Raw genomic sequence first — 19860 nt, forward strand, 5'->3', positions numbered from 1 at the left:
CGATTCTCAACTCCGACCTAACCCTGCCTTATGTCGATCGTGTGTGGTGTCACCGCACACGATCCCCTTCCTGTTAGATATTTGAACAAAAAAAGCGCGCTTTGCTGTTTTTATAAACGCGAATGTCGAGTGAAAAACATGAGCTACGTAGCCGGACGATTAACAGGAATGCGTTAAATATCATCCTATTAAAAACTATCTGTAGAATCTCTCGCGATAAATAAAAAAACCAGACAATAATCTCTTTTTATTATTAGTTCGCTTATGTTTATTGGGATTTTTCCTAATAGACATTAAAATCGCGGCTTCGCGACTTCATGATTACCGAAGAGTTATTTATGATTAATCGAATTCTATCAGGGGTGGTGGGCGCATTTCTGTTAATGCTGTCACCATTAACGCATGCACAGGCCAATTTCCCAGAGCCCAAAGAAGGCGACTGGATTGCGCCAGAATTTACCTTCAACAGCGGCGAAAAATTAAAAGATCTGCGTATTCACTACTACACGATCGGTGATAAAACCAAACCCGCTGTCTTACTGCTACATGGAACGAACCAGCCGATTAAATCACTGCTAGCAAATGGCTTTGGCGGAGAGCTTTTCGGGCCAGGTCAGGCGCTGGATAGCAGCAAATACTTTATTATCATGCCGGAGAGCATCGGTTCTGGAAAATCGTCCAAACCGTCAGACGGCTTACGGATGAAATTCCCGCAGTACGATTATAACGATATGGTGCAGGCACAATATCGCTTAATCAAAGAAGGGCTGGGCATTAACCACCTGAGCCTGGTGATGGGATATTCCATGGGCGGCATGCAAACCTGGCTCTGGGGTGAAAAATACCCAGACATGATGGATGCGCTGGTGCCAATGGCATCGCTGCCAAATGAGCTGTCTGGTCGTAACTGGATGATGCGCCGCATCTTGATTGAATCCATCAAGAACGATCCAACGTGGAATAACGGCGACTACACGCAGCAGCCGCCAACGCTGAAAACGGCCAGCATTATGTTCAGCATTGCCACCACTGGCGGCACGCTCGCGTATCAGAGCAAAGCGCCGACGCGCGCACAGGCGGACAAACTGGTAGAAGATCGCCTTGCGGCACCGTCGACCAGCGATGCGAATGACTTTATTTATATCTGGGGCTCGTCTGCAAATTATAATGCGGCACCGGAACTGAATAAAATTAAGGCACCTGTTCTGGTGATTAACTCTGCGGATGATGAGCGTAATCCTATTGAAACAGGCATCCTGGAGAATGAGCTTAAGAAAATTAAGCAGGCGACGTTGTTCCTTATTCCCGCCAGTAAAGATACCAGCGGACATGGCACCATGATGTCGGCGAAGTTTTATAAAGATGAGCTACAGCGTTTCTTAGAAAAAAATCAGGATCAGAAAAATAATAAAAAATAAAAATGCATGACCGACAGAAAATCTCTTTCTGTCGGTCATCGTTTTCTTTATACGTTTCTTTATTTTATTACGGTTTTATAACGAATTTATTTCAGTTCGTGGAAATTCACACGTCTGGAAATTGAATAACGACTATTACGTAAATAACGGAACGGCTCTGCTTTAGAGCTGGCGCTCATCCTTTCTTATTTTTAGGCCACAGGGATAATTTATGTTTCGTAAGATAAAGATCCGTACTGCACTCAGCATGATGGTGTTTTCGTTAGCGGCGTTACTGCTTTTCGTCGGCGTGTTAGGGTTGGTTGCCGTTCAGTCAGGGAATAAATCATTTGCTCGTGTCGATATGGAAGTGCTGCCAGGGCTGGTTGCGCTGAATGACAGCTCAGAACTGCTGTTGCGTGGTCGGTTGGATTTGCGTCTGTACGAATCATTAATGGGGAAAGGGGATGTCGAAGCCGCTAAAGTCGCGCTAGGGCGCGCCAGAGGCAAGGTCGACGGTGCCAGTGAAAAGTGGCAGGAATACCTGAAATATCCGCAGTCCGAAGCGGAAAAAGTCATTTCTTCAGACATGGCCGAGAAACGCAATACGCTGATGCAGGAGTTTATCGATCCGGCATTTGCTGCGCTTAATGCAGGGAATCTGGATGAATATCGCCAGCGTGCCGGGAAATCGACGGTGCTGTATGCCGCGTTTGATAAATCCTCTAAAGCCTTGGTTGCCTTCAAGCTGAAGAGCATTGATGAAGCCTACGCGGATTCGAATGGGCGTGTGGCGCAGATGGAAACCATCCTGTACGGTGCGATCGCCTGTGCTCTGCTGCTGGCGGCGCTGGCCTGGTCCGTGATGACTAACATGATCGTGAAACCGCTGAATCAGGCGATTTCCGTCTTTGACCGGATCGCCGAAGGCGACCTGCGGGCGCAGATTGATAGCAGCGGAAAAAATGAAATCGCACAGCTGTTTGCCGCGGTTCAACGTATGCGTGACGGGCTGGAAAACATGGTGCGTGTAGTGCGTAACGGAACCGATGCGATCAGCGTGGGTGTCGAGGAAATCGCATCCGGCAACATCGATCTCTCAAGCCGTACCGAACAGCAGGCAGCCTCGTTGGATGAAACCGCTTCAAGCATGGAAGAGATCATGTCGACGGTGAAAAACAACGAAGACAACACGCGTAAAGCCAACGATCTGGCGCTGAAAGCCTCTAATTCCGCATCTCGCGGCGGGAATGTTGTCTCCGAAGTGGTGGATACCATGCGTTCCATCAAGCAGAGTTCTGCCAAGATCTCCGATATTGTGGGTGTAATCGACGGTATTGCCTTCCAGACCAACCTGCTGGCGTTGAACGCTGCGGTGGAATCTGCGCGTGCGGGTCAATACGGTAAAGGCTTTGCGGTGGTGGCTTCCGAAGTGCGGATGCTGGCTGCGCGCAGTGCGACGGCCGCGAAAGAGATCGGCACTATGATCGACGATTCTCTCAGCCGCATTGAGAAGGGCGCGGGGCTGGTTGAAGTTGCGGGTAACACCATGGACGAAGTGCTGATGGATGTGAAAAAAGTGGTCGACATCATGGATGAGATCACGCTGGCTTCCAGCGAGCAGAGCCGCGGTATTTCGCAGATCAATATCGCCATCAATCAGATGGATGGTGTGACTCAGCAGAATGCGTCCTTGGTATCAGAAGTGGCGACCTCGGCGAATTCACTTCAGGAGCAAGTTATTAATCTGCAACAGTCCGTTTCCCGTTTCCAGATCGCAAGAGAAAACATGGAAATGGACAACGTGCTGCCCGGTTTGCGCCGGAACATTGCGCTGGCCGATGCTCGCTAATCGTTAAATGAGCTTATCACCTGTTTTCGCTACTGTTATGTGGGTAGCGAAGACAGGTGACTCATGCGCGCATTCATCAATCAATAAATGGTGTGGAAGCGATAAACGGCACAGGAACCGTCAGCGTTAACCAGACGCCGTTATCCGCCTGATAAAAAACAAACCCCTGCTGATGCATTTCCCGCGTCTTTATTGTTAATACCACGGGCTTGCCGTGCCGTTGGCCGACATTTATCGCTGTGGCTTCGTCGGCAGACAAGTGCACATACTGACGTGAACCAGGAAGCAAACCCTGCTGATTTATCGAGTCGACAAATCGGGTTGCGGTGCCGTGGTAAAGCAACTCGGGCGGCACTTTAGGCTCGTAACGCATATCGACCTGCGATGACGAGTGCCCCTGCGCTGCGCGGATCGATAACCCATTCGCCGAAATAGAAAAACGCTTTTTGTCGCTGCTGTCGACGACAGACTGAATCACTTCTCTGGTAAGAAGGCGTCCATTTTTTGCCGCACCGCTAATCAGTTCCGCTATGTTTGCCCAGCCTTCGCTGCTCAGCGTTAGCCCAATGGCTTCGGGCTTGTGTCGTAAAACGTAGCTAAGAAACTTGCTGACCTCAGCATGATTCGTGTCGCTCATTGTGTTACTCCATTTATGCATTTTGTGAGGTGAATAAGTGTGAAGCGAATAAAATAAAAAGCCTCGTTTTGCAACGAGGCTTTCGTACTTGCCGTTCTACCGCTAGAAAATCGGTGAGCGTTACAGCGCAGCGATGACCGCGTGTTGCTCCAGCAGTTTGGCTTTCGCTACGGCGTAACCATCCAGCTTCTCACGCTCTTTGGCTACGACCGCTTCCGGTGCACGTGCCACAAAGCCTTCGTTGGACAGCTTGCTTTCGATGCGCTCAATCTCGGCTTCGATTTTCGCCACTTCTTTCGTCAGACGATCCAGCTCTGCCGCTTTATCGATCAGGCCTGCCATCGGAATTAACAGTTCGGCACCCTCGATGAGTTTAGTGACGGAAACCGGACCTTTATCGCCCGCAGGCAGTAGTGTAATGCTTTCCAGACGCGCCAGCGTTTGGATAAAGCTGCGGTTCTCTTCCACGCGACGCTGTGCTTCAGCAGTGACATCACGCAGTAAGACTTCCAGCGGCTTGCCCGGCGCGATGTTCATTTCTGCACGAATGTTACGCACAGCGATAATCGCCTGCTTGATCCACTCCAGATCGTTCAGCGCCAGCGTATCTTCCTGCGCGGCATCGAACTCAGGGAAAGGCTGCAACATGATCGTGTCGGCGCTAATGCCTTTCAGCGCTTTAACGCGTAGCCAGATGGTTTCGGTAATGAACGGAATAATCGGATGCGCCAGACGCAGCAACGCTTCCAGTACGGTAACCAGCGTATGACGCGTACCGCGCAGTTCCGCTTCTGAACCGCCATTCATCACAGGCTTCGTCAGCTCCAGATACCAGTCGCAGAACTGGTTCCAGGTGAATTCGTACAGAATGTTGGCCGCAATATCAAAGCGATAGCCGTCCAGCGCCTCGCGGTAGGCTTTCACCGTGCGGTTGAATTCCGCCAGAATCCAGCGGTCAGCCAGTGACAGCACTTTCTCGCCTGCGCCAAAGCCACAATCCTGATCTTCGGTGTTCATCAGCACAAAACGGCTGGCGTTCCACAGCTTGTTACAGAAGTTGCGGTAACCTTCCAGACGCTTCATGTCCCAGTTGATGTCGCGGCCAGTAGAGGCCAACGCCGCCAGCGTGAAGCGCAGAGCGTCCGTACCGTGTGGCTCGATGCCGTTCGGGAACTGTTTCTCCGTGCGTTTGCGGATTTTTTCCGCCAGCTGCGGCTGCATCATGTTGCCAGTACGTTTTTCCAGCAGTGCTTCCAGCGAGATGCCGTCGACCATATCCAGCGGGTCGATCACGTTCCCTTTGGATTTGGACATCTTCTGGCCTTCATCATCACGGATCAGGCCGGTCATGTAGACGGTATGGAATGGCACCTGTGGTTTGCCGTCTTCATCTTTGATGAAGTGCATGGTCAGCATGATCATGCGGGCAATCCAGAAGAAGATGATGTCGAAGCCGCTGACCATCACGCTGCTTGGGTGGAAGGCTTTCAGATCGGGCGTTTGTTCTGGCCAACCCAGCGTAGAGAACGTCCACAGCCCGGATGAGAACCAGGTATCCAGTACGTCTTCGTCCTGATTCAGAACGACATCGTCAGCGAGGTTGTTTTCACTGCGTACTTCTGCTTCGGTGCGACCGACATAGACGTTGCCATTGGCATCGTACCAGGCCGGAATGCGGTGGCCCCACCACAATTGGCGAGAGATACACCAGTCCTGAATGTCGCGCATCCAGCTGAAGTACATGTTTTCGTACTGTTTTGGTACGAACTGGATGCGGCCATCTTCCACCGCTTCCACTGCTGGTTTAGCCAGCACGGCAGCCCGCACGTACCACTGGTCGGTCAGCATCGGCTCAATGACAACGCCGCCACGGTCACCGTACGGAACGGTCAGATCGTGCGCTTTGATCTCTTCCAGCAGGCCAAGCTCATCGAATGCGGCAACGAGGGCTTTACGCGCGGCAAAACGCTCCAGACCCTGGAAGGCTTCGGGAATGTCGCTGCTGCAAGCGGTGCTGGCTTCGCCATTGGTATCAAAAATTTCAGCGCTCTGGCGGATATCACCGTCGAACGTCAGGATATTGACCATCGGCAACTGGTGGCGTTTACCGACTTCGTAGTCGTTGAAGTCGTGCGCTGGCGTGATCTTCACGCAGCCAGTGCCTTTTTCCATATCGGCATGTTCGTCGCCCACGATCGGAATACGACGGCCAATCAGTGGCAGGATCACTTCTTTGCCGATCAGATCCTTATAACGCGGATCTTCCGGGTTAACGGCGACGCCGGTATCACCCAGCATGGTTTCAGGGCGAGTGGTCGCGACGACCAGATAGTCTTTCCCTTCAGCGGTTTTCACGCCATCGGCCAGCGGATAGCGCAGGTGCCACATTGACCCTTTCACTTCGCGGTTTTCGACTTCCAGATCGGAAATCGCGGTGCGCAGTTTTGGATCCCAGTTCACCAGACGCTTGCCGCGGTAAATCAGGTCTTCTTTATACAGACGGACGAAAACTTCTTTCACCGCGTTGGACAGGCCTTCATCCATGGTGAAGCGCTCACGTTCCCAGTCAACGGAGTTGCCCAGACGGCGCATCTGATTGGTGATGTTGCCACCGGATTCGCCTTTCCACTGCCAGATTTTGTCGATGAATGCTTCGCGGCCGTAATCGTGGCGAGTTTTGCCTTCTTCTGCGGCGATCTTGCGCTCAACGACCATTTGCGTGGCGATACCTGCGTGGTCAGTACCTGCCTGCCACAGGGTATTTTTACCCTGCATACGCTGATAGCGGATCAACGTATCCATAATGGTTTGCTGGAAAGCGTGACCCATATGCAAGCTGCCGGTGACGTTGGGCGGCGGGATCATAATGCTGAAGCTTTCTTTACTCGTGTCGCCGTGCGGCTTGAAGTAGCCTTGCTTTTCCCAGTGTTCGTAGAGCGGCTGCTCGATATCTTGCGGGTTATATTTCGTTTCCATTATGCTCAAAATTCAGTGAGTTGGCGGCGTAGCCGTGGTCAATTGGAAGCCGACGCTGCGATAAGTTTTATAGCGGTCGCGCGCCAACTGTTTCAAGGAGTCTTCGTAAGGGACAAAGTCTATCACTTCATGGAAAGCGGTGGCAAAATCTGCGAACTGCGGCAATAGGCTGATCAGTAGATCCCGTGGCGCGTTGCCACGCCGCTGCGGCCAGGCCAGTTCGACCGGCGCACCGTGGCGCGGCCCTTCGCCTGCCAGATTGTGCGGCACGAAGGCGTTGGGATCGCGCTGCCACAGTGCCTCGTCCAGTCTGATGGCCTGCTGTTCGTCCTCACAGGCAATCAGCACGCGCTTTCCTGCTCGCCAACGTTCTGCCGCCAGATCGCATGCCAGTGCCTCATGGGCGCTGAGCTCACCGCTTTTGCTGTCGTGTTCGAGAAGATAGAACGTTGCGTTTTTCATTGTTTACACTATTGATAAGGGCCGGAATATCCGGCCCGATAGACAATTACCTTATAAGGATAAGGCAATCGCTGGCTTTGGTCATCGCCGTTGACGTGAAAGTCTTATTCTACGTCGTTCTGTCCGGCGCGGTTAAGCAGGAACTGTGATAACAGCGCGACCGGGCGACCCGTTGCGCCTTTGGCTTTACCAGAACGCCAGGCCGTGCCTGCGATATCCAGATGCGCCCAGCTGTACTTACGCGTAAAGCGCGACAGGAAGCAGCCTGCGGTAATGGCGCCGCCCGGACGACCGCCAATATTCGCCATATCGGCAAAATTGGATTCCAGCTGTTCCTGGAATTCGTCGGTCAGCGGCAGACGCCATGCGCGGTCGCCAGACTGCTCGGACGCGCTCAACAGCTCGTGCGCCAGCGGATTGTGGTTCGCCATTAGCCCTGTAATGTGGTGCCCCAGCGCAATCACGCACGCGCCGGTCAGCGTCGCGACGTCAATCACCACGTCCGGCTCATAACGCTCAACGTAGGTCAGCGTATCACACAAGACCAGACGGCCTTCCGCATCGGTGTTCAGTACTTCTACCGTTTGGCCGGACATCGTGGTCAGCACGTCGCCCGGACGGTAGGCGCGCCCATCGACCATGTTTTCACAACCCGCCAGCACGCCGATGATATTCAACGGTAGCGCTAGTTCGGCAGCCATGCGCATCACGCCGTAGACCGTGGCCGCGCCGCACATGTCGTACTTCATTTCGTCCATGCTGTCGGCAGGTTTGATGGAGATGCCGCCGGAATCGAACGTCAGCCCTTTACCGACCAGCACAATCGGGCGAGTTTCCGGGTTCGGATCGCCTTTATATTCGATCACGGACATCAGCGATTCATTCTGCGAGCCCTGACCCACGGCCAGATAGGCATTCATGCCCAGCTCTTTCATTTGCTGCTCACCAATCACGCGCGTGATGATGTTCTGGCTGTAGGTATCGGCCAGTTGACGCGCCTGCGAAGCCAGATATGCGGCATTACAGATATTCGGCGGCATGTTGCCGAGATCTTTCGCAGCTTTGATGCCCGCAGCAATCGCCAGACCGTGCTGAATGGCGCGCTCGCCGCTGGTCAGCTCACGGCGCGTTGGTACATTGAATACCATTTTGCGCAGCGGACGGCGCAGTTCGACCTTATTGCTCTTAAGCTGATCGAAGGTGTACAGCGTCTCTTTTGCGGTCTCGACGGCCTGACGCACTTTCCAGTACGTGTTACGGCCTTTCACGTGCAGCTCGGTCAGGAAGCAGACCGCTTCCATCGAACCGGTTTCGTTCAGCGCGTTGATCGTTTTCTGAATCACCTGTTTGTACTGGCGTTCATCAAGTTCGCGCTCTTTACCGCAACCAATCAGCAGAATGCGCTCAGAAAGAATGTTAGGTACATGGTGCAAAAGCAGTGATTGCCCCACTTTGCCTTCTAATTCACCACGGCGAAGCAACGCGCTGATGTAGCCGTCGCTGATTTTATCGAGTTGTTCGGCAATAGGGGACAGACGACGCGGTTCAAACACGCCGACGACAATGCAGGCACTGCGTTGTTTTTCCGGGCTACCGCTTTTTACGCTGAACTCCATGTACTCTCCTGAATCTTAAAGACAACGGCGGGGCAACGGCTAGAATGTGACACTCCGTAATACTTCCCGGCGTTGCGTTAACATAACCTGTGTTAATCTTAACGACGTAACGAACCTGTTTTAGTGACTAATAAGCAGGTTCTGATACAACAGCTCAAACGCAGTGTGTTGTAATACAGTTTTAGCTAAGAGGGCAGCCAAAAATGAGTATAAATGGCGCGTTAGCGAAGAAACTATCGATTTTCCTGCAAAAAGACAAGTTTTCACAGGCGTAATTAAGCGTGATCATCATTCGATATCTGGTACGGGAAACCTTTAAGAGTCAACTGGCCATCCTTTTCATTCTGTTACTGATTTTCTTTTGCCAGAAATTAGTGCGGATACTGGGCGCCGCTGTTGATGGTGAAATCCCGACAAATTTGGTTATCTCCCTGTTGGGATTGGGCGTGCCAGAAATGGTGCAGCTCATCCTGCCATTAAGTCTATTTCTTGGCGTATTGATGACGTTTGGCCGCCTCTATGCGGAAAGCGAGATCACCGTCATGCACGCCTGCGGGCTGGGTAAACGCGTGTTGCTGAAAGCCGCGCTGGTCCTGGCGGTGTTCACTGCCATCGTCGCTACCATTAACGTCATGTGGCTTAGCCCGTGGTCGTCGCGGCATCAGGAAGAAGTGCTGGCGGAAGCGAAGGCGAACCCCGGCATGGCAACGCTGGTAGAAGGGCAGTTCCAGTCCGCACAGGGCGGCAACGCGGTGCTGTTTGTCGGCAATGTCAAAGGGTCGGAGTTTGAGCACGTCTTTCTGGCACAGCTGCGCCCCAGCGGTAACGCACGGCCTTCTGTCGTCGTCGCCGATCGCGGTCATATCAAGCAAAACGAAGACGGTGCGCAGGTCGTGACGTTGGATAACGGTTCGCGTTACGAAGGCACGGCGCTGCTGCGTGATTTTCGAATCACGGATTTCACCAACTATCAGGCTGTGATTGGTCACCAGAGCGTGACGCTAAATAATAGCGACGTGCAGCAAATGGGTATGCAGACCCTCTGGCATTCGGATGCGCACGATGCGCGTGCCGAGTTCCACTGGCGGCTGACGTTGATTGTTTCGGTGCTGATCATGGCGCTGATGGTGGTGCCGCTGAGTGTGGTGAATCCGCGTCAGGGTAGGGTGTTGAGCATGCTGCCTGCGATGCTGCTGTACCTGATTTTCTTCCTGCTGCAAAGCTCGCTGCGTTCTAATGCCAGTAAAGGAAAAATCGATCCGATGGTATGGGTTTGGCTGACCAACCTGATGTACTTCGGTATCGCAGTGATGCTTAACCTTTGGGATACCGTGCCGATGCGCAAGATGCGCGCCCGCTTTAAGCCTCGTACTCTTAGAACACAAGGAGCGGCCTGATGTTTGGTGTATTAGACCGCTATATCGGCAAAACGATTTTTACCACCATCATGACGACGCTGTTCATGCTGGTGTCGCTCTCCGGCATCATCAAGTTTGTCGACCAACTGCGTAAAGTTGGGCAGGGCGAGTATTCTGCGCTGGGCGCAGGGCTGTACACGCTGCTCAGCGTACCCAAAGATATTGAGATCTTCTTCCCGATGGCGGCGCTACTCGGCGCATTGCTCGGGTTGGGCCAGCTTGCGACCCGCAGCGAACTGGTGGTGATGCAGGCCTCTGGCTTTACCCGCTTGCAGATTGCGACGGCCGTGATGAAAACGGCAATCCCGCTGGTGCTGCTGACGATGGCGATTGGCGAATGGGTGTCTCCGCAAGGGGAACAGATGGCGCGCAACTACCGCTCTCAGATGATCTCCGGTGGGTCGATGATCTCTACGCAGGGCGGACTGTGGGCAAAAGACGGCAATGACTTTATCTATATCGAACGAGTGACGGGCGATAAAGAGCTGTCTGGCGTCAACATCTATCACTTCGATGATAAGAACAAGCTGCTATCTGTGCGCTATGCGGCCTCCGCCGAGTTTGAAGAGGACAGGAATGTCTGGAAGCTCTCGCAGGTTGATGAGTCTGATTTGAGCGACGGTAAGCAGATTGGCGGCAGCCAGACGTTCAGCGGAGAATGGAAAACCAACCTGACGCCGGATAAGCTCGGCGTTGTGGCGCTGGAGCCGGACGCGCTGTCGATCCGTGGGCTACATAATTACTCCAAATACCTGAAACAAAGTGGGCAAGAGTCGAATCGCTACCAACTGAACATGTGGAGCAAAATCTTTGCACCGGTCTCGGTGGCGGTGATGATGCTCATGGCGGTCTCTTTCATCTTCGGCCCGCTGCGCAGCGTGTCGGCGGGTTCACGCATCGTGATAGGCATCAGCTTCGGTTTCCTCTTTTACCTGCTGAATGAGATTTTCCGCCCACTTAGTCTGGTCTATGGCATTCCGCCAATCCTGGGCGCTATCTTGCCGAGCTCGGTGTTTCTGTTCATCAGCGTAGCGCTGCTGCTAAAACGCCGATAGAACCCAGCAATCCCGAAAAAGCGCCGAGTGGGTTAACCCCTCGGCGCTTTTTTATTGCTCTCAATAACGTTCATTGCCACACCATCGTGAAGGTAAAAAAGTCATAACACGTTGCTAGAGATGATTTTTTCAGCACTTAACCGAACACGGAGTGGATTAACGTTGCGTGTGGGCCGTCAAACGGTATAATGCACCCGTTTTCCGCATACTACTTCTGTGCCGAAGTGGCGAAATCGGTAGACGCAGTTGATTCAAAATCAACCATCGAAAGATGTGCCGGTTCGAGTCCGGCCTTCGGCACCATAGTATGAAAATCAAGTCACCTTAGGGTGGCTTTTTTTATGTCTGAAATTCAGATGGTTATACCTTTTCCTTAATATTTTTTCCCTCAACCTTCTCAAATCATCCAATCTTCCCTTAACCACACAGATAGCCACAATCGCCATGAAAAAGAATCATATGCCGAAAGGCGGATTGTGCTTATGCTGAAACGTATTACCTGCGTTGGGTTACGTGCAGAAGTACAGGAATCCCTGAAAACACATTTTCAGCGGCGCGTTATTCATGCAACCTCATGATTTTTAATAAATGGTAGCTGGGGGAACGAGTGGAATTAATCGTGACGTACGACATTACCGATAGCGATCGGGAAGAGCTTTTTGCGGGTCTGAGAAGCTACAACCATCGGTTTATTAATCCTGCCTCCTTTGGGCAAATCGGTATTTTTCACCGAAATAGTGCCGGGACTATGCTTGGCGGGCTGATCGCAACCCGTAAAGGACTATGGCTGTGTATTGATTATTTGTGGGTTGATGAGGAATCCAGAGGCCCGAAGCTCGGTAGCGCGTTGGTGAAAGAAGCGGAACAGGAGGCTATGCGTCTTGGATGTCGTCATGCGCTTGTGGATACGTTTAGTTTTCAGGCACTTCCCTTCTATGAAAAGCAAGGTTATCAGCTGCAAATGTCTTTACCTGATTTTCCTGAGGAAGGCATGTTAAGGCACTATCTAATAAAGAAAAATATGCAGGCTGCATGATAGTTACCCGCCCATTGACCAATGACAAAGTCGTGCTGGCACCACCTTCTTTATAATCAGGCCCGTTTCTCTTCTCACTGGTGTGGACGCATGGCTTACCAACTTAATCTTAACTGGCCTGAATTCTTAGAAAAATACTGGCAAAAACAACCTGTTGTATTGAAGAACGCTTTCCCGAATTTCGTTGATCCGATTACGCCGGATGAGCTGGCGGGTCTGGCGATGGAGGCGGAGGTCGATAGTCGTTTAGTCAGCCATAAGAATGGTCAGTGGCAGGCCAGCAACGGGCCGTTTGAGCATTTTGATAATCTGGGTGAAACCGGTTGGTCGCTGCTGGCGCAGGCGGTGAACCACTGGCATGCGCCGTCTGCTGAACTTGTGAGCCCGTTCCGCGTGTTGCCGGACTGGCGTTTAGATGACCTGATGATCTCCTTTTCCGTACCGGGCGGTGGCGTGGGCCCGCATATCGATCAGTATGATGTCTTCATCATTCAGGGAATGGGCAGCCGCCGTTGGCGAGTGGGCGACAAGCTGCCGATGCGTCAGTTTTGCTCGCATCCTGCGTTGCTGCATGTCGACCCTTTCCCGCCGATCATTGATGAGGATCTTGAACCGGGCGACATTCTCTATATTCCGCCAGGCTTCCCGCACGATGGCTTCACGCATGAAACCGCGCTCAACTACTCCGTGGGGTTCCGTGGGCCGAACGGTAGAGATTTAATCAGCAGCTTTGCTGACTATGTACTGGAGAACGATCTCGGCGGTGAGCACTATAGCGACCCGGATTTGACCTGTCGGGAGCATACGGGGCGGGTTGAGGCGTATGAGTTTGACCGTCTGCGCGAGATGATGATCGACGTGATTAATCAGCCAGAAGCGCTGAAAGCATGGTTCGGTCGCTTTGTGACGACGCCGCGCCACGAGCTGGATATCGCTCCGGCAGAGCCACCTTACGAGCAGGATGAAATTGTGGGTGCGCTGATGGACGGCAGTGTGTTGACCCGTTTAAGCGGGTTGCGCGTTCTGGAAGTCGGCGGTAGCTACTTCATCAACAGCGAACCGCTGGACACGGTCGATCCGAAAGCGGCGGATGCGCTGTGTCGTTATACCGTTCTCGGTAAAAAAGAACTGGGTGCGGCGCTGGAGAATCCGGCCTTTGTGGCTGAATTAACCGCGCTGGTTAATCAGGGCTACTGGTTCTTCGACGAATAACAGGCTTCTCGCTGGTGGCTTATGAGAACACATGGCATGGTTTGGCTCAAAGCCGCGTCTTAGCCTACGAATGGTCCGCTATGGCTAGCAATTAGTTATTGATTGAATTAATTGGCAATGGGTAAGTGAGCTATCTTTTAGGGTGATGTGAAATCAATCACCCGGAGAGATGCCATGTTCCCTTTATCTCAGCTACTGCGAAGGTTCTTAACGTTATTTTTTGCCATATCGGTCGGTATGATGCCTTTGCTTTCTTCAGCAGAGGTGACAACGCCCGGCACGTTGATAGAAAAAACGACGCTGGATGCGAAAAATGGCTTACAGGAAGCAGCAGAACAGTATCTGATTCGATACCGTTCGTTGAGCGGCGTGGATGGAAAAAGCCCGCGGGAAGACACTGGCGCCGTGTTCATCCCGAAAGGTGAAACGCCAAAAGGGGGCTGGCCCGTCGTGGTATGGGCGCATGGGACAGTTGGCGTGCAGACAACCTGCGCGCCTTCTCTTAACCCGCGCTCAGCGCGTGATGCGCAGTACCTGAATACATGGCTGTCTCTGGGGTTTGCCATTGTGGCCCCCGACTATGCGGGGCTCGGATCTTCCGGATTGCATCACTACCTCAATGCACGCGGAGAAGCGTGGAGCGTGTTGGACGGTGTGAAAGCCGCACTTGGCGCATTTCCGCTACGCAATCAGTTAACCATTGTAGGGCAGTCGCAAGGGGCACATGCGGCTTTTGCGAGCGCGGGCTACCAGCCTGACTATGCGCCGGATCTGCATGTTGTCTCAACCGTCTTGACCGGCACACCTTATTTTGATGACAAGACCTCTGCGGCGGCACTTTTCGCCGGGGGCGGTGGGGAGAAAGAGGGCGGCGATCCCAAAATTCCCTATGCGATGTACATCTATCTGTCAGCAACTGATACGGAAAAAGGGCTGAATATCGATGATTATTTCACGCCGAAAGCGGCTGCTGATGTGTCCGCCGCGCGTGAAATGTGTATCGATGCGTTAACGAAAAAAGTGATGGATGATGGCCTGAATGCGGGCAATAGCTTGAAGCCTGCAGCACAGGAATTACTGGAAAGTCAGACGGCCAGTTTGCGCTATAACACCCTGAAAATCGCCCATCCGGTATTTATTGGTACTGGGACGCAGGATATTGACGTACCCGCCATCATGCAGCGCGCATTCGCGCGTGATGTGGCTAAAGCAGGAACGTCGGTTGATGTGCATGAATATAAAGGAATGAACCATAGTGAAACCGTTAATGTTTCACTGCGTGACTCGGTTCCTTTCGTACTGAAAAATTTGCACGCTGACGCGAAAAAACATTAAGCGACGCTTTCACACTAACGTCCCGGCATGACTGCTGGGACGTCATTCTTCCCGTTATCGGTGATTCTTCTCATCATCAATAATGTTCCAGCCATCGGCGTGCGGCTTGGCTTTCTCGACGGTATTGCCGCTGCCGATACGCTAACGTGATCCACGCTAGCAGGCCGTACAGCGCGGCCAGCATCCACAAATGCCACCAAAATGCGCCGATTTGGGCAAAGTCAGCGCCCATCTGATTAAGACGCAATATTCCCTGAATCGTAAAGACAGCAGGTATCCACTGTGCGAGCCAGTTCAGAGGCGCGGGGATCATTTCCACGGGCCAGATAAAGCCAGAAAGAAACACGATGGGGATGGAAGACAGCAGCACCGCCTGACTGGGGAGATCTTTGCGCGTAAAAGCGGCTCCCAGTACCACGCCAAGCCACAGCGTTGAGAGCAAAAAGGGCAGCGCAAACAGCAGCAGTTGGCTCATGCTGGCTTCGCGTGCAATGCCGTACGCATCGAGACAAAAGCCGAGCATGTAGAGCAATGAGAGCAGGTAGGCACCGCCAACGACCAGCGTACGGGCCAGCAGCAAACGCCACGGTGCTGCATATTGCCAGTAGCGAACCTCACCAGACTGCGTGCGCTGATTTTGTCCGGCACCGAGCAGGCCGCATCCCATCAGCAAAATCTGGTGCAGTATCAACATGAAAACACCGGGAACCACGTAATCGACATAGCCCATGGTCGGGTTAAATACCGGCACGGCATTCAGAGAGGTGGCCTGCCACTGTGAGCTGGCGGCGGGTATGCTTTCCCCTTGAGCCAGCAGCCGGGCGACTTTAACCTGTGCGCCCGCAGTGCCGCCGACGGTCGCCAGAGACTGCGCGATCGCGCCGTAGATCAGGAAGTAGCTGGCATCTGCCGAGTAGCTGACCGTGACGCTTTTCCCTTGCATGATATCGCGGTAGAAGTGGCGCGGAATGTAGAGGATCCCTTTTGCTTCGCCATCCAGAAGCAACGTTTTTGCGTCATCCAGCGTATTGCGCTGCGCTACCAGCCTTACTTCCGGCGTGGAATCGGCCATAAACGCCAGACGACGCGAGAGCTGGGTGCCATCTTCATCAACCAGCACCACCGGCAGTTCACGTGGCGTTTGGGCGAGGTAAGGGCGCGGATAGAGAAAAGAATAGAGCAGAATACCGCCGAACAGGGTGAGCAAGATCGTCGGATCGCGCAGTAAACTGCGCAGCTCAAACCGAATGAGTTTGGCGAAGGTCAGCATGCTGCCTCCTTGTCACCTGACCGATAGCGCCACAGCGTGAGCGGTAGCAGCAGCCAGAATAGAGCGAGCGCTGCCAGCGCGGGTGCGATCTGAATGAGTCCGGCACCGTAGCTGGTGATGGCAATCGCGATATCGCCGTAGTGGGCGACGGGCAGCAACTGCCGCCAGAACGTGGCGAATGTCTCCATTGCTGCGGCCGGAAAGGTGATACCCATGAACGCCAATCCGGGGGCCATTAACGCCCCGACAATCGAAACGGCACGTGCTGGGTCGCGGATCAGCGCATAGAAGGCCATGCCCAGCGCAACGCAGGCACCCGCCGTCACGCCGAGCGAGGCGAATAGCAGCAGCGCTGAACCGTTGAGCGGGTAATTAAGCAGGCTATACAGCGCATAGCTCCAGACGCCACCCCATGCCCAGCCGATCAGCCAGTGCGTCAGGAATTTAGCACCGATAGCAGCGCGGTTCTCTGGCAGCCAATGTGCCCCGAACCGATCCTCCCGAGCCAGCGTATTTAGGCCATATAGCGCGAGTAAAATCGACCAGATCGAGGGAATAATCGCGTTCAGCAAAAATTGGGCGTAGTTAGCATTTTGATTAAACAGCGCGGTAATCTGTCCGCCAATCGGTACTGCCAGTCCTTTGGCTTCGGGAACGGCTGCGCCCTGAGCCAGCGCCTGCACTACGGCGATCTGCCCGTTGAACGTCCCTGCCACCAGTGCCAGCGAACTGTTGATGACCTTTGCAATCAGGACGAACTGCCCGTTATTCCATGCGGTGATGGTGGGTGAGGTTCTCAGGCGAATATCACGCTCAAAGTGGCGTGGAATCACCACCAGCGCGTAGATCTCGCCGCCGCGCAATGACGTTGCGCCTTCTGCTACTGTCGAGAATTGATGGTTCAGGTTGAAAGACGGCGAAGCATGCAGCTCTCTGGCAAATTGGCGCGACATCGTGCTGTTATCCAGATCGATCAGGCCGATGGGGAGCTCGCGCACAATCGCGCCGGATAACGTCCACCAGGCAATCAGCATGGTGATTAGCGGCAACCAGAGTGCTAAAGCCATCCCCCAGCGGTCACGCCACAGCGCCCTCCATTCGTGCATCATCACATTTCTACCAGTGCGCTCATGCCAACACGCAGTCCGCTAATGGGTTGAATCGGACGCGCCTCCACTTCGAACGTCCGCATATCGAATCCTTGTCGGGTATCCGTTGCGCGCCACGTGGCGAAGTCGCCCATGACGGAAACGTAAGACACCTTAAACCGAAATGTCTGGTTGTTCAGCGCCGGAATTCTTGCCTCAAATTCGGTGCCCATCGCAAAGCGTTCAAGGAGATCCTCGCGCACCGCCAACTGAATCCAGATGTCGCTCATGTCCAGCAACGTGACCACAGGAAAGCCCTGTGGCGCAATTTCGCCGCTGTGCAGTAACACATTGCTGACTTCTCCTGTGTGCGGGCTGACGACACGCGCCTCTGCCAGATAGGCTTCCACTTCAGCGACGGAGCCAGCTGCCATGCGGACTTTTTCCTCTGCGGCTGCCTGTGTTTCTTTCCGCGTGCCTTCCTGCGCCATTTGATATTCCTGCCACGCCATCCCCTCGGTATAGCGTGCGGCATCCCATGAGGCTTTGGCTTCGTCCCGCTTTTGCAGCGGTAGCACACCTTCCTGATAGAGATTCTGCACGCGCAGATAGGTCTTATGGCTTAGCTCCGAACCCGCTTTGGCTTTTTGCCACTGATCTTTGGCGGCGGCGATTTGCTGCTCACGAGCCCCTTTTTTGGCCTCCAGCGCCACGGCGCCTGCCGCAGCTTCCCCCGCTTTTGCCTGTTTCAGCTTCGCGTCCAGCTCTGGTGTCAGGAGCGTAAAGACGAGATCGCCGACGTCAAGCTGCTGGCCTTTTTGTACCTGCACCTCTGCAATACGGCCAGCTACTTTTGACGAGACTGAATACTGCTGTGCTTCGATTTGTCCCTGTAGCCGAACCGGTTCGGGCTGATAGGCGAGCCAGAAGCGATAGGCTATCCAGACAACCACAATCAGCAGAGCGGCCTGAAGGAGCCATTTTCGTTTTGAACGTGAAGAGGGCTGCGGTTGTGTCATGGCGTCACCTGTATGGCGTGTTGGGTCTGGTAGTCAGAGAAACGGTTTACCTGGCCGGAAATAGCCATCAATCTGGCGATAGAAACTATGTAACGATAGGCCGCGGAGGCTCGCTGCGTTTTGGCTCCGGCCAGTTGGTTTAGCGCATCCACGACGTCCAGCGAGGTAGACATGCCTTGCATAAATGCCTTGTTGCGTAGCTGGACGTTCTCTTCGGCCAGTTTCTCCGTTGAAGACAGGGAATTGAACTCTTCCAGAGCCAGCCGGGCTTCTCGCCACGTACTCTCGACCACTATTTCAAGGTTCTGCCGCATATCGGCTTCCAGATAGTTAACCTGCATTTCTGCGCTTTTCGCGGCGGCGATAGTGTCGGAACGACCTTCTCGGCTGATAAGCGGGACGGAAACGCCGACGCCGACCATCCAGTCCGGCGTGGTTCTGGCCGCCAGCGTATCCTGCTCATAGAGTTGATAATTGCCGAACAGAAAGACGTCAGGAGCGTATTTGGCGCGTTCAATACGGATGAGATCCTTAGCCTGATCGCGCTTGGCAGAGAGCACCTTTAGGCCGGGATGCGTGTTGAGCGTTTGTTTCACCAGCGCAGGCAGTTCGGGGAGAGTTTTATTGACGAACAGTGAAGACGAAGGGGTTGCGTCTTCTGTCTTGATCAGCTTTGCGAAGACCATTTCGGTGGTCTCCATACTGCGCCGCGCCTTTTGGGTTTCGATACGCGCCATGTCATAAGCGGACTGGGCGGACAGCACCTCGACTCGGGCGATTTGGCCTTGCGCCTCCAGCTTGCGGGCGTGGTCATAGTGCTGTGCCATGCCTTTCTCTATACCCTGACGCGTCTTCATCACCTGATGTGCCATCACCACGCCGTAGTAAGTCTGTGCCAGTGCCTCAAACTGCGCCAGCGTGCGGACGATCAGCATCTGTTCCGCTTCATTGACCTGCGCAGAACGAATCGATTGTGCCGCATCAATCCGGCCTCCGGTAAATAGCGGCCAGACGACCTGAACGGAACTGGTTACCACATTTTGTTCTGTGAAGCGGGTGACGAAGGGATTGCCGCTGGTATTAATCAACTGATTTAGCGCGGCAAAGATGTCTCGGTGGTTCGACAGCGGATTTAAGTCGCGCGCGTCCAGCTCGACAGGTTTATCGAGGCGCGTATAGCTTGCGCCCACGTTGACCTGCGGCCAGTAGAGTCCTTTGGCGGCTTCTTTCAGGAACTGCGCACGATCGACCCCAGCGTGTTCGGCGGCAATACCGTCATCACTTTGCAGCAGGCGAGCCCAGGCCTGATTAAACGAGATGGTTTGCCCAAATGCCGTGGACGACCAGCACTGCAACAGCAGCAGTGCGACGGGGAAATAAGTCAGAAGCCGGATTTTTCCATGTGTTATTTGAGGCATGCCAGGTGAAATCATCCTTTTACCCAAATACTGCCAAATTGATAGGAATCAGCCTGCTGCAAAGGCGAG

At 53.6% G+C, this 19860-nt stretch carries 15 protein-coding genes and 1 tRNA gene; 8 read left to right on the forward strand and 8 right to left on the reverse strand.

What is annotated here, in order from left to right:
* The first annotated feature begins 338 nt into the window (after nucleotides 1-338).
* Together BJJ97_RS07420 and BJJ97_RS07425 are read left to right on the forward strand one after the other, a co-directional pair.
* Nucleotides 339-1418: an alpha/beta fold hydrolase gene (locus tag BJJ97_RS07420; RefSeq protein WP_095995337.1), complete on the forward strand. Its 1080-nt coding sequence runs from the start codon at nucleotides 339-341 to the stop codon at nucleotides 1416-1418.
* A 211-nt stretch (nucleotides 1419-1629) separates the two neighbouring features.
* Nucleotides 1630-3249: a methyl-accepting chemotaxis protein gene (locus BJJ97_RS07425; protein ID WP_095993520.1), complete on the forward strand. Its 1620-nt coding sequence runs from the start codon at nucleotides 1630-1632 to the stop codon at nucleotides 3247-3249.
* Between the two features lie 76 nt (nucleotides 3250-3325).
* On the opposite strand, the gene BJJ97_RS07430 is transcribed toward BJJ97_RS07425, so the two are convergent.
* The 4 genes from BJJ97_RS07430 to pepA form a co-directional block, all read right to left on the reverse strand.
* Complete coding sequence (locus BJJ97_RS07430; RefSeq protein WP_095993521.1) at nucleotides 3326-3886, reverse strand: RNA 2'-phosphotransferase; 561 nt, start codon at nucleotides 3884-3886, stop codon at nucleotides 3326-3328.
* Nucleotides 3887-4006: 120 nt separating this feature from the next.
* Nucleotides 4007-6862 carry a valine--tRNA ligase gene (locus tag BJJ97_RS07435; RefSeq protein ID WP_095993522.1) on the reverse strand — a complete coding sequence of 952 codons (2856 nt, stop codon included), beginning with the start codon at nucleotides 6860-6862 and terminating at the stop codon, nucleotides 4007-4009.
* Between the two features lie 12 nt (nucleotides 6863-6874).
* The gene (locus BJJ97_RS07440) at nucleotides 6875-7324 is read right to left on the reverse strand and encodes a DNA polymerase III subunit chi (RefSeq protein ID WP_010284626.1); all 450 of its coding nucleotides are present in this window, start codon (nucleotides 7322-7324) and stop codon (nucleotides 6875-6877) included.
* A 104-nt stretch (nucleotides 7325-7428) separates the two neighbouring features.
* Nucleotides 7429-8940 carry a leucyl aminopeptidase gene (pepA, locus tag BJJ97_RS07445; RefSeq protein WP_010284628.1) on the reverse strand — a complete coding sequence of 504 codons (1512 nt, stop codon included), beginning with the start codon at nucleotides 8938-8940 and terminating at the stop codon, nucleotides 7429-7431.
* Nucleotides 8941-9221: 281 nt separating this feature from the next.
* On the opposite strand from pepA, the gene lptF reads away from it, so the two are divergent.
* From lptF to BJJ97_RS07475, 6 genes are all read left to right on the forward strand, one after another.
* Complete coding sequence (gene lptF / locus BJJ97_RS07450; RefSeq protein WP_095701393.1) at nucleotides 9222-10337, forward strand: LPS export ABC transporter permease LptF; 1116 nt, start codon at nucleotides 9222-9224, stop codon at nucleotides 10335-10337.
* Complete coding sequence (gene lptG, locus BJJ97_RS07455; RefSeq protein ID WP_095701394.1) at nucleotides 10337-11413, forward strand: LPS export ABC transporter permease LptG; 1077 nt, start codon at nucleotides 10337-10339, stop codon at nucleotides 11411-11413. Before lptF ends, lptG begins: the two co-directional genes overlap by 1 nt.
* Nucleotides 11414-11631: 218 nt before the next feature.
* Nucleotides 11632-11716 (forward strand) — tRNA-Leu (locus tag BJJ97_RS07460).
* Nucleotides 11717-12020: 304 nt separating this feature from the next.
* Nucleotides 12021-12449, forward strand: coding sequence for a GNAT family N-acetyltransferase (locus tag BJJ97_RS07465; protein ID WP_095993523.1), 429 nt, complete (start codon nucleotides 12021-12023; stop codon nucleotides 12447-12449).
* A gap of 90 nt (nucleotides 12450-12539) precedes the next feature.
* Nucleotides 12540-13661 (forward strand): ribosomal protein uL16 3-hydroxylase, encoded by a 1122-nt coding sequence (locus BJJ97_RS07470; protein WP_095993524.1) that lies wholly within the window; start codon nucleotides 12540-12542, stop codon nucleotides 13659-13661.
* A 174-nt stretch (nucleotides 13662-13835) separates the two neighbouring features.
* Nucleotides 13836-14996 (forward strand): lipase family protein, encoded by a 1161-nt coding sequence (locus BJJ97_RS07475; protein ID WP_095993525.1) that lies wholly within the window; start codon nucleotides 13836-13838, stop codon nucleotides 14994-14996.
* A 76-nt stretch (nucleotides 14997-15072) separates the two neighbouring features.
* On the opposite strand, the gene BJJ97_RS07480 is transcribed toward BJJ97_RS07475, so the two are convergent.
* The 4 genes from BJJ97_RS07480 to BJJ97_RS07495 are packed head-to-tail and all read right to left on the reverse strand — an operon-like array spanning nucleotide 15073 to nucleotide 19791.
* The gene (locus BJJ97_RS07480; RefSeq protein WP_095993526.1) at nucleotides 15073-16266 is read right to left on the reverse strand and encodes an ABC transporter permease; all 1194 of its coding nucleotides are present in this window, start codon (nucleotides 16264-16266) and stop codon (nucleotides 15073-15075) included.
* A complete protein-coding gene (locus tag BJJ97_RS07485; RefSeq protein WP_095993527.1) occupies nucleotides 16260-17375 on the reverse strand; it encodes an ABC transporter permease in 1116 nt (371 codons plus the stop codon). The genes BJJ97_RS07480 and BJJ97_RS07485 overlap by 7 nt, the downstream gene beginning before the upstream one ends.
* Entirely contained in the window at nucleotides 17375-18373 is a 999-nt protein-coding gene (locus BJJ97_RS07490) for an HlyD family secretion protein (RefSeq protein WP_095993528.1), read from the reverse strand. The genes BJJ97_RS07485 and BJJ97_RS07490 overlap by 1 nt, the downstream gene beginning before the upstream one ends.
* Nucleotides 18370-19791: a TolC family protein gene (locus tag BJJ97_RS07495; RefSeq protein ID WP_095993529.1), complete on the reverse strand. Its 1422-nt coding sequence runs from the start codon at nucleotides 19789-19791 to the stop codon at nucleotides 18370-18372. Before BJJ97_RS07495 ends, BJJ97_RS07490 begins: the two co-directional genes overlap by 4 nt.
* Nucleotides 19792-19860: the final 69 nt, after the last annotated feature.

It is taken from the genome of Pectobacterium polaris (assembly GCF_002307355.1).
GTDB lineage: Bacteria > Pseudomonadota > Gammaproteobacteria > Enterobacterales > Enterobacteriaceae > Pectobacterium > Pectobacterium polare.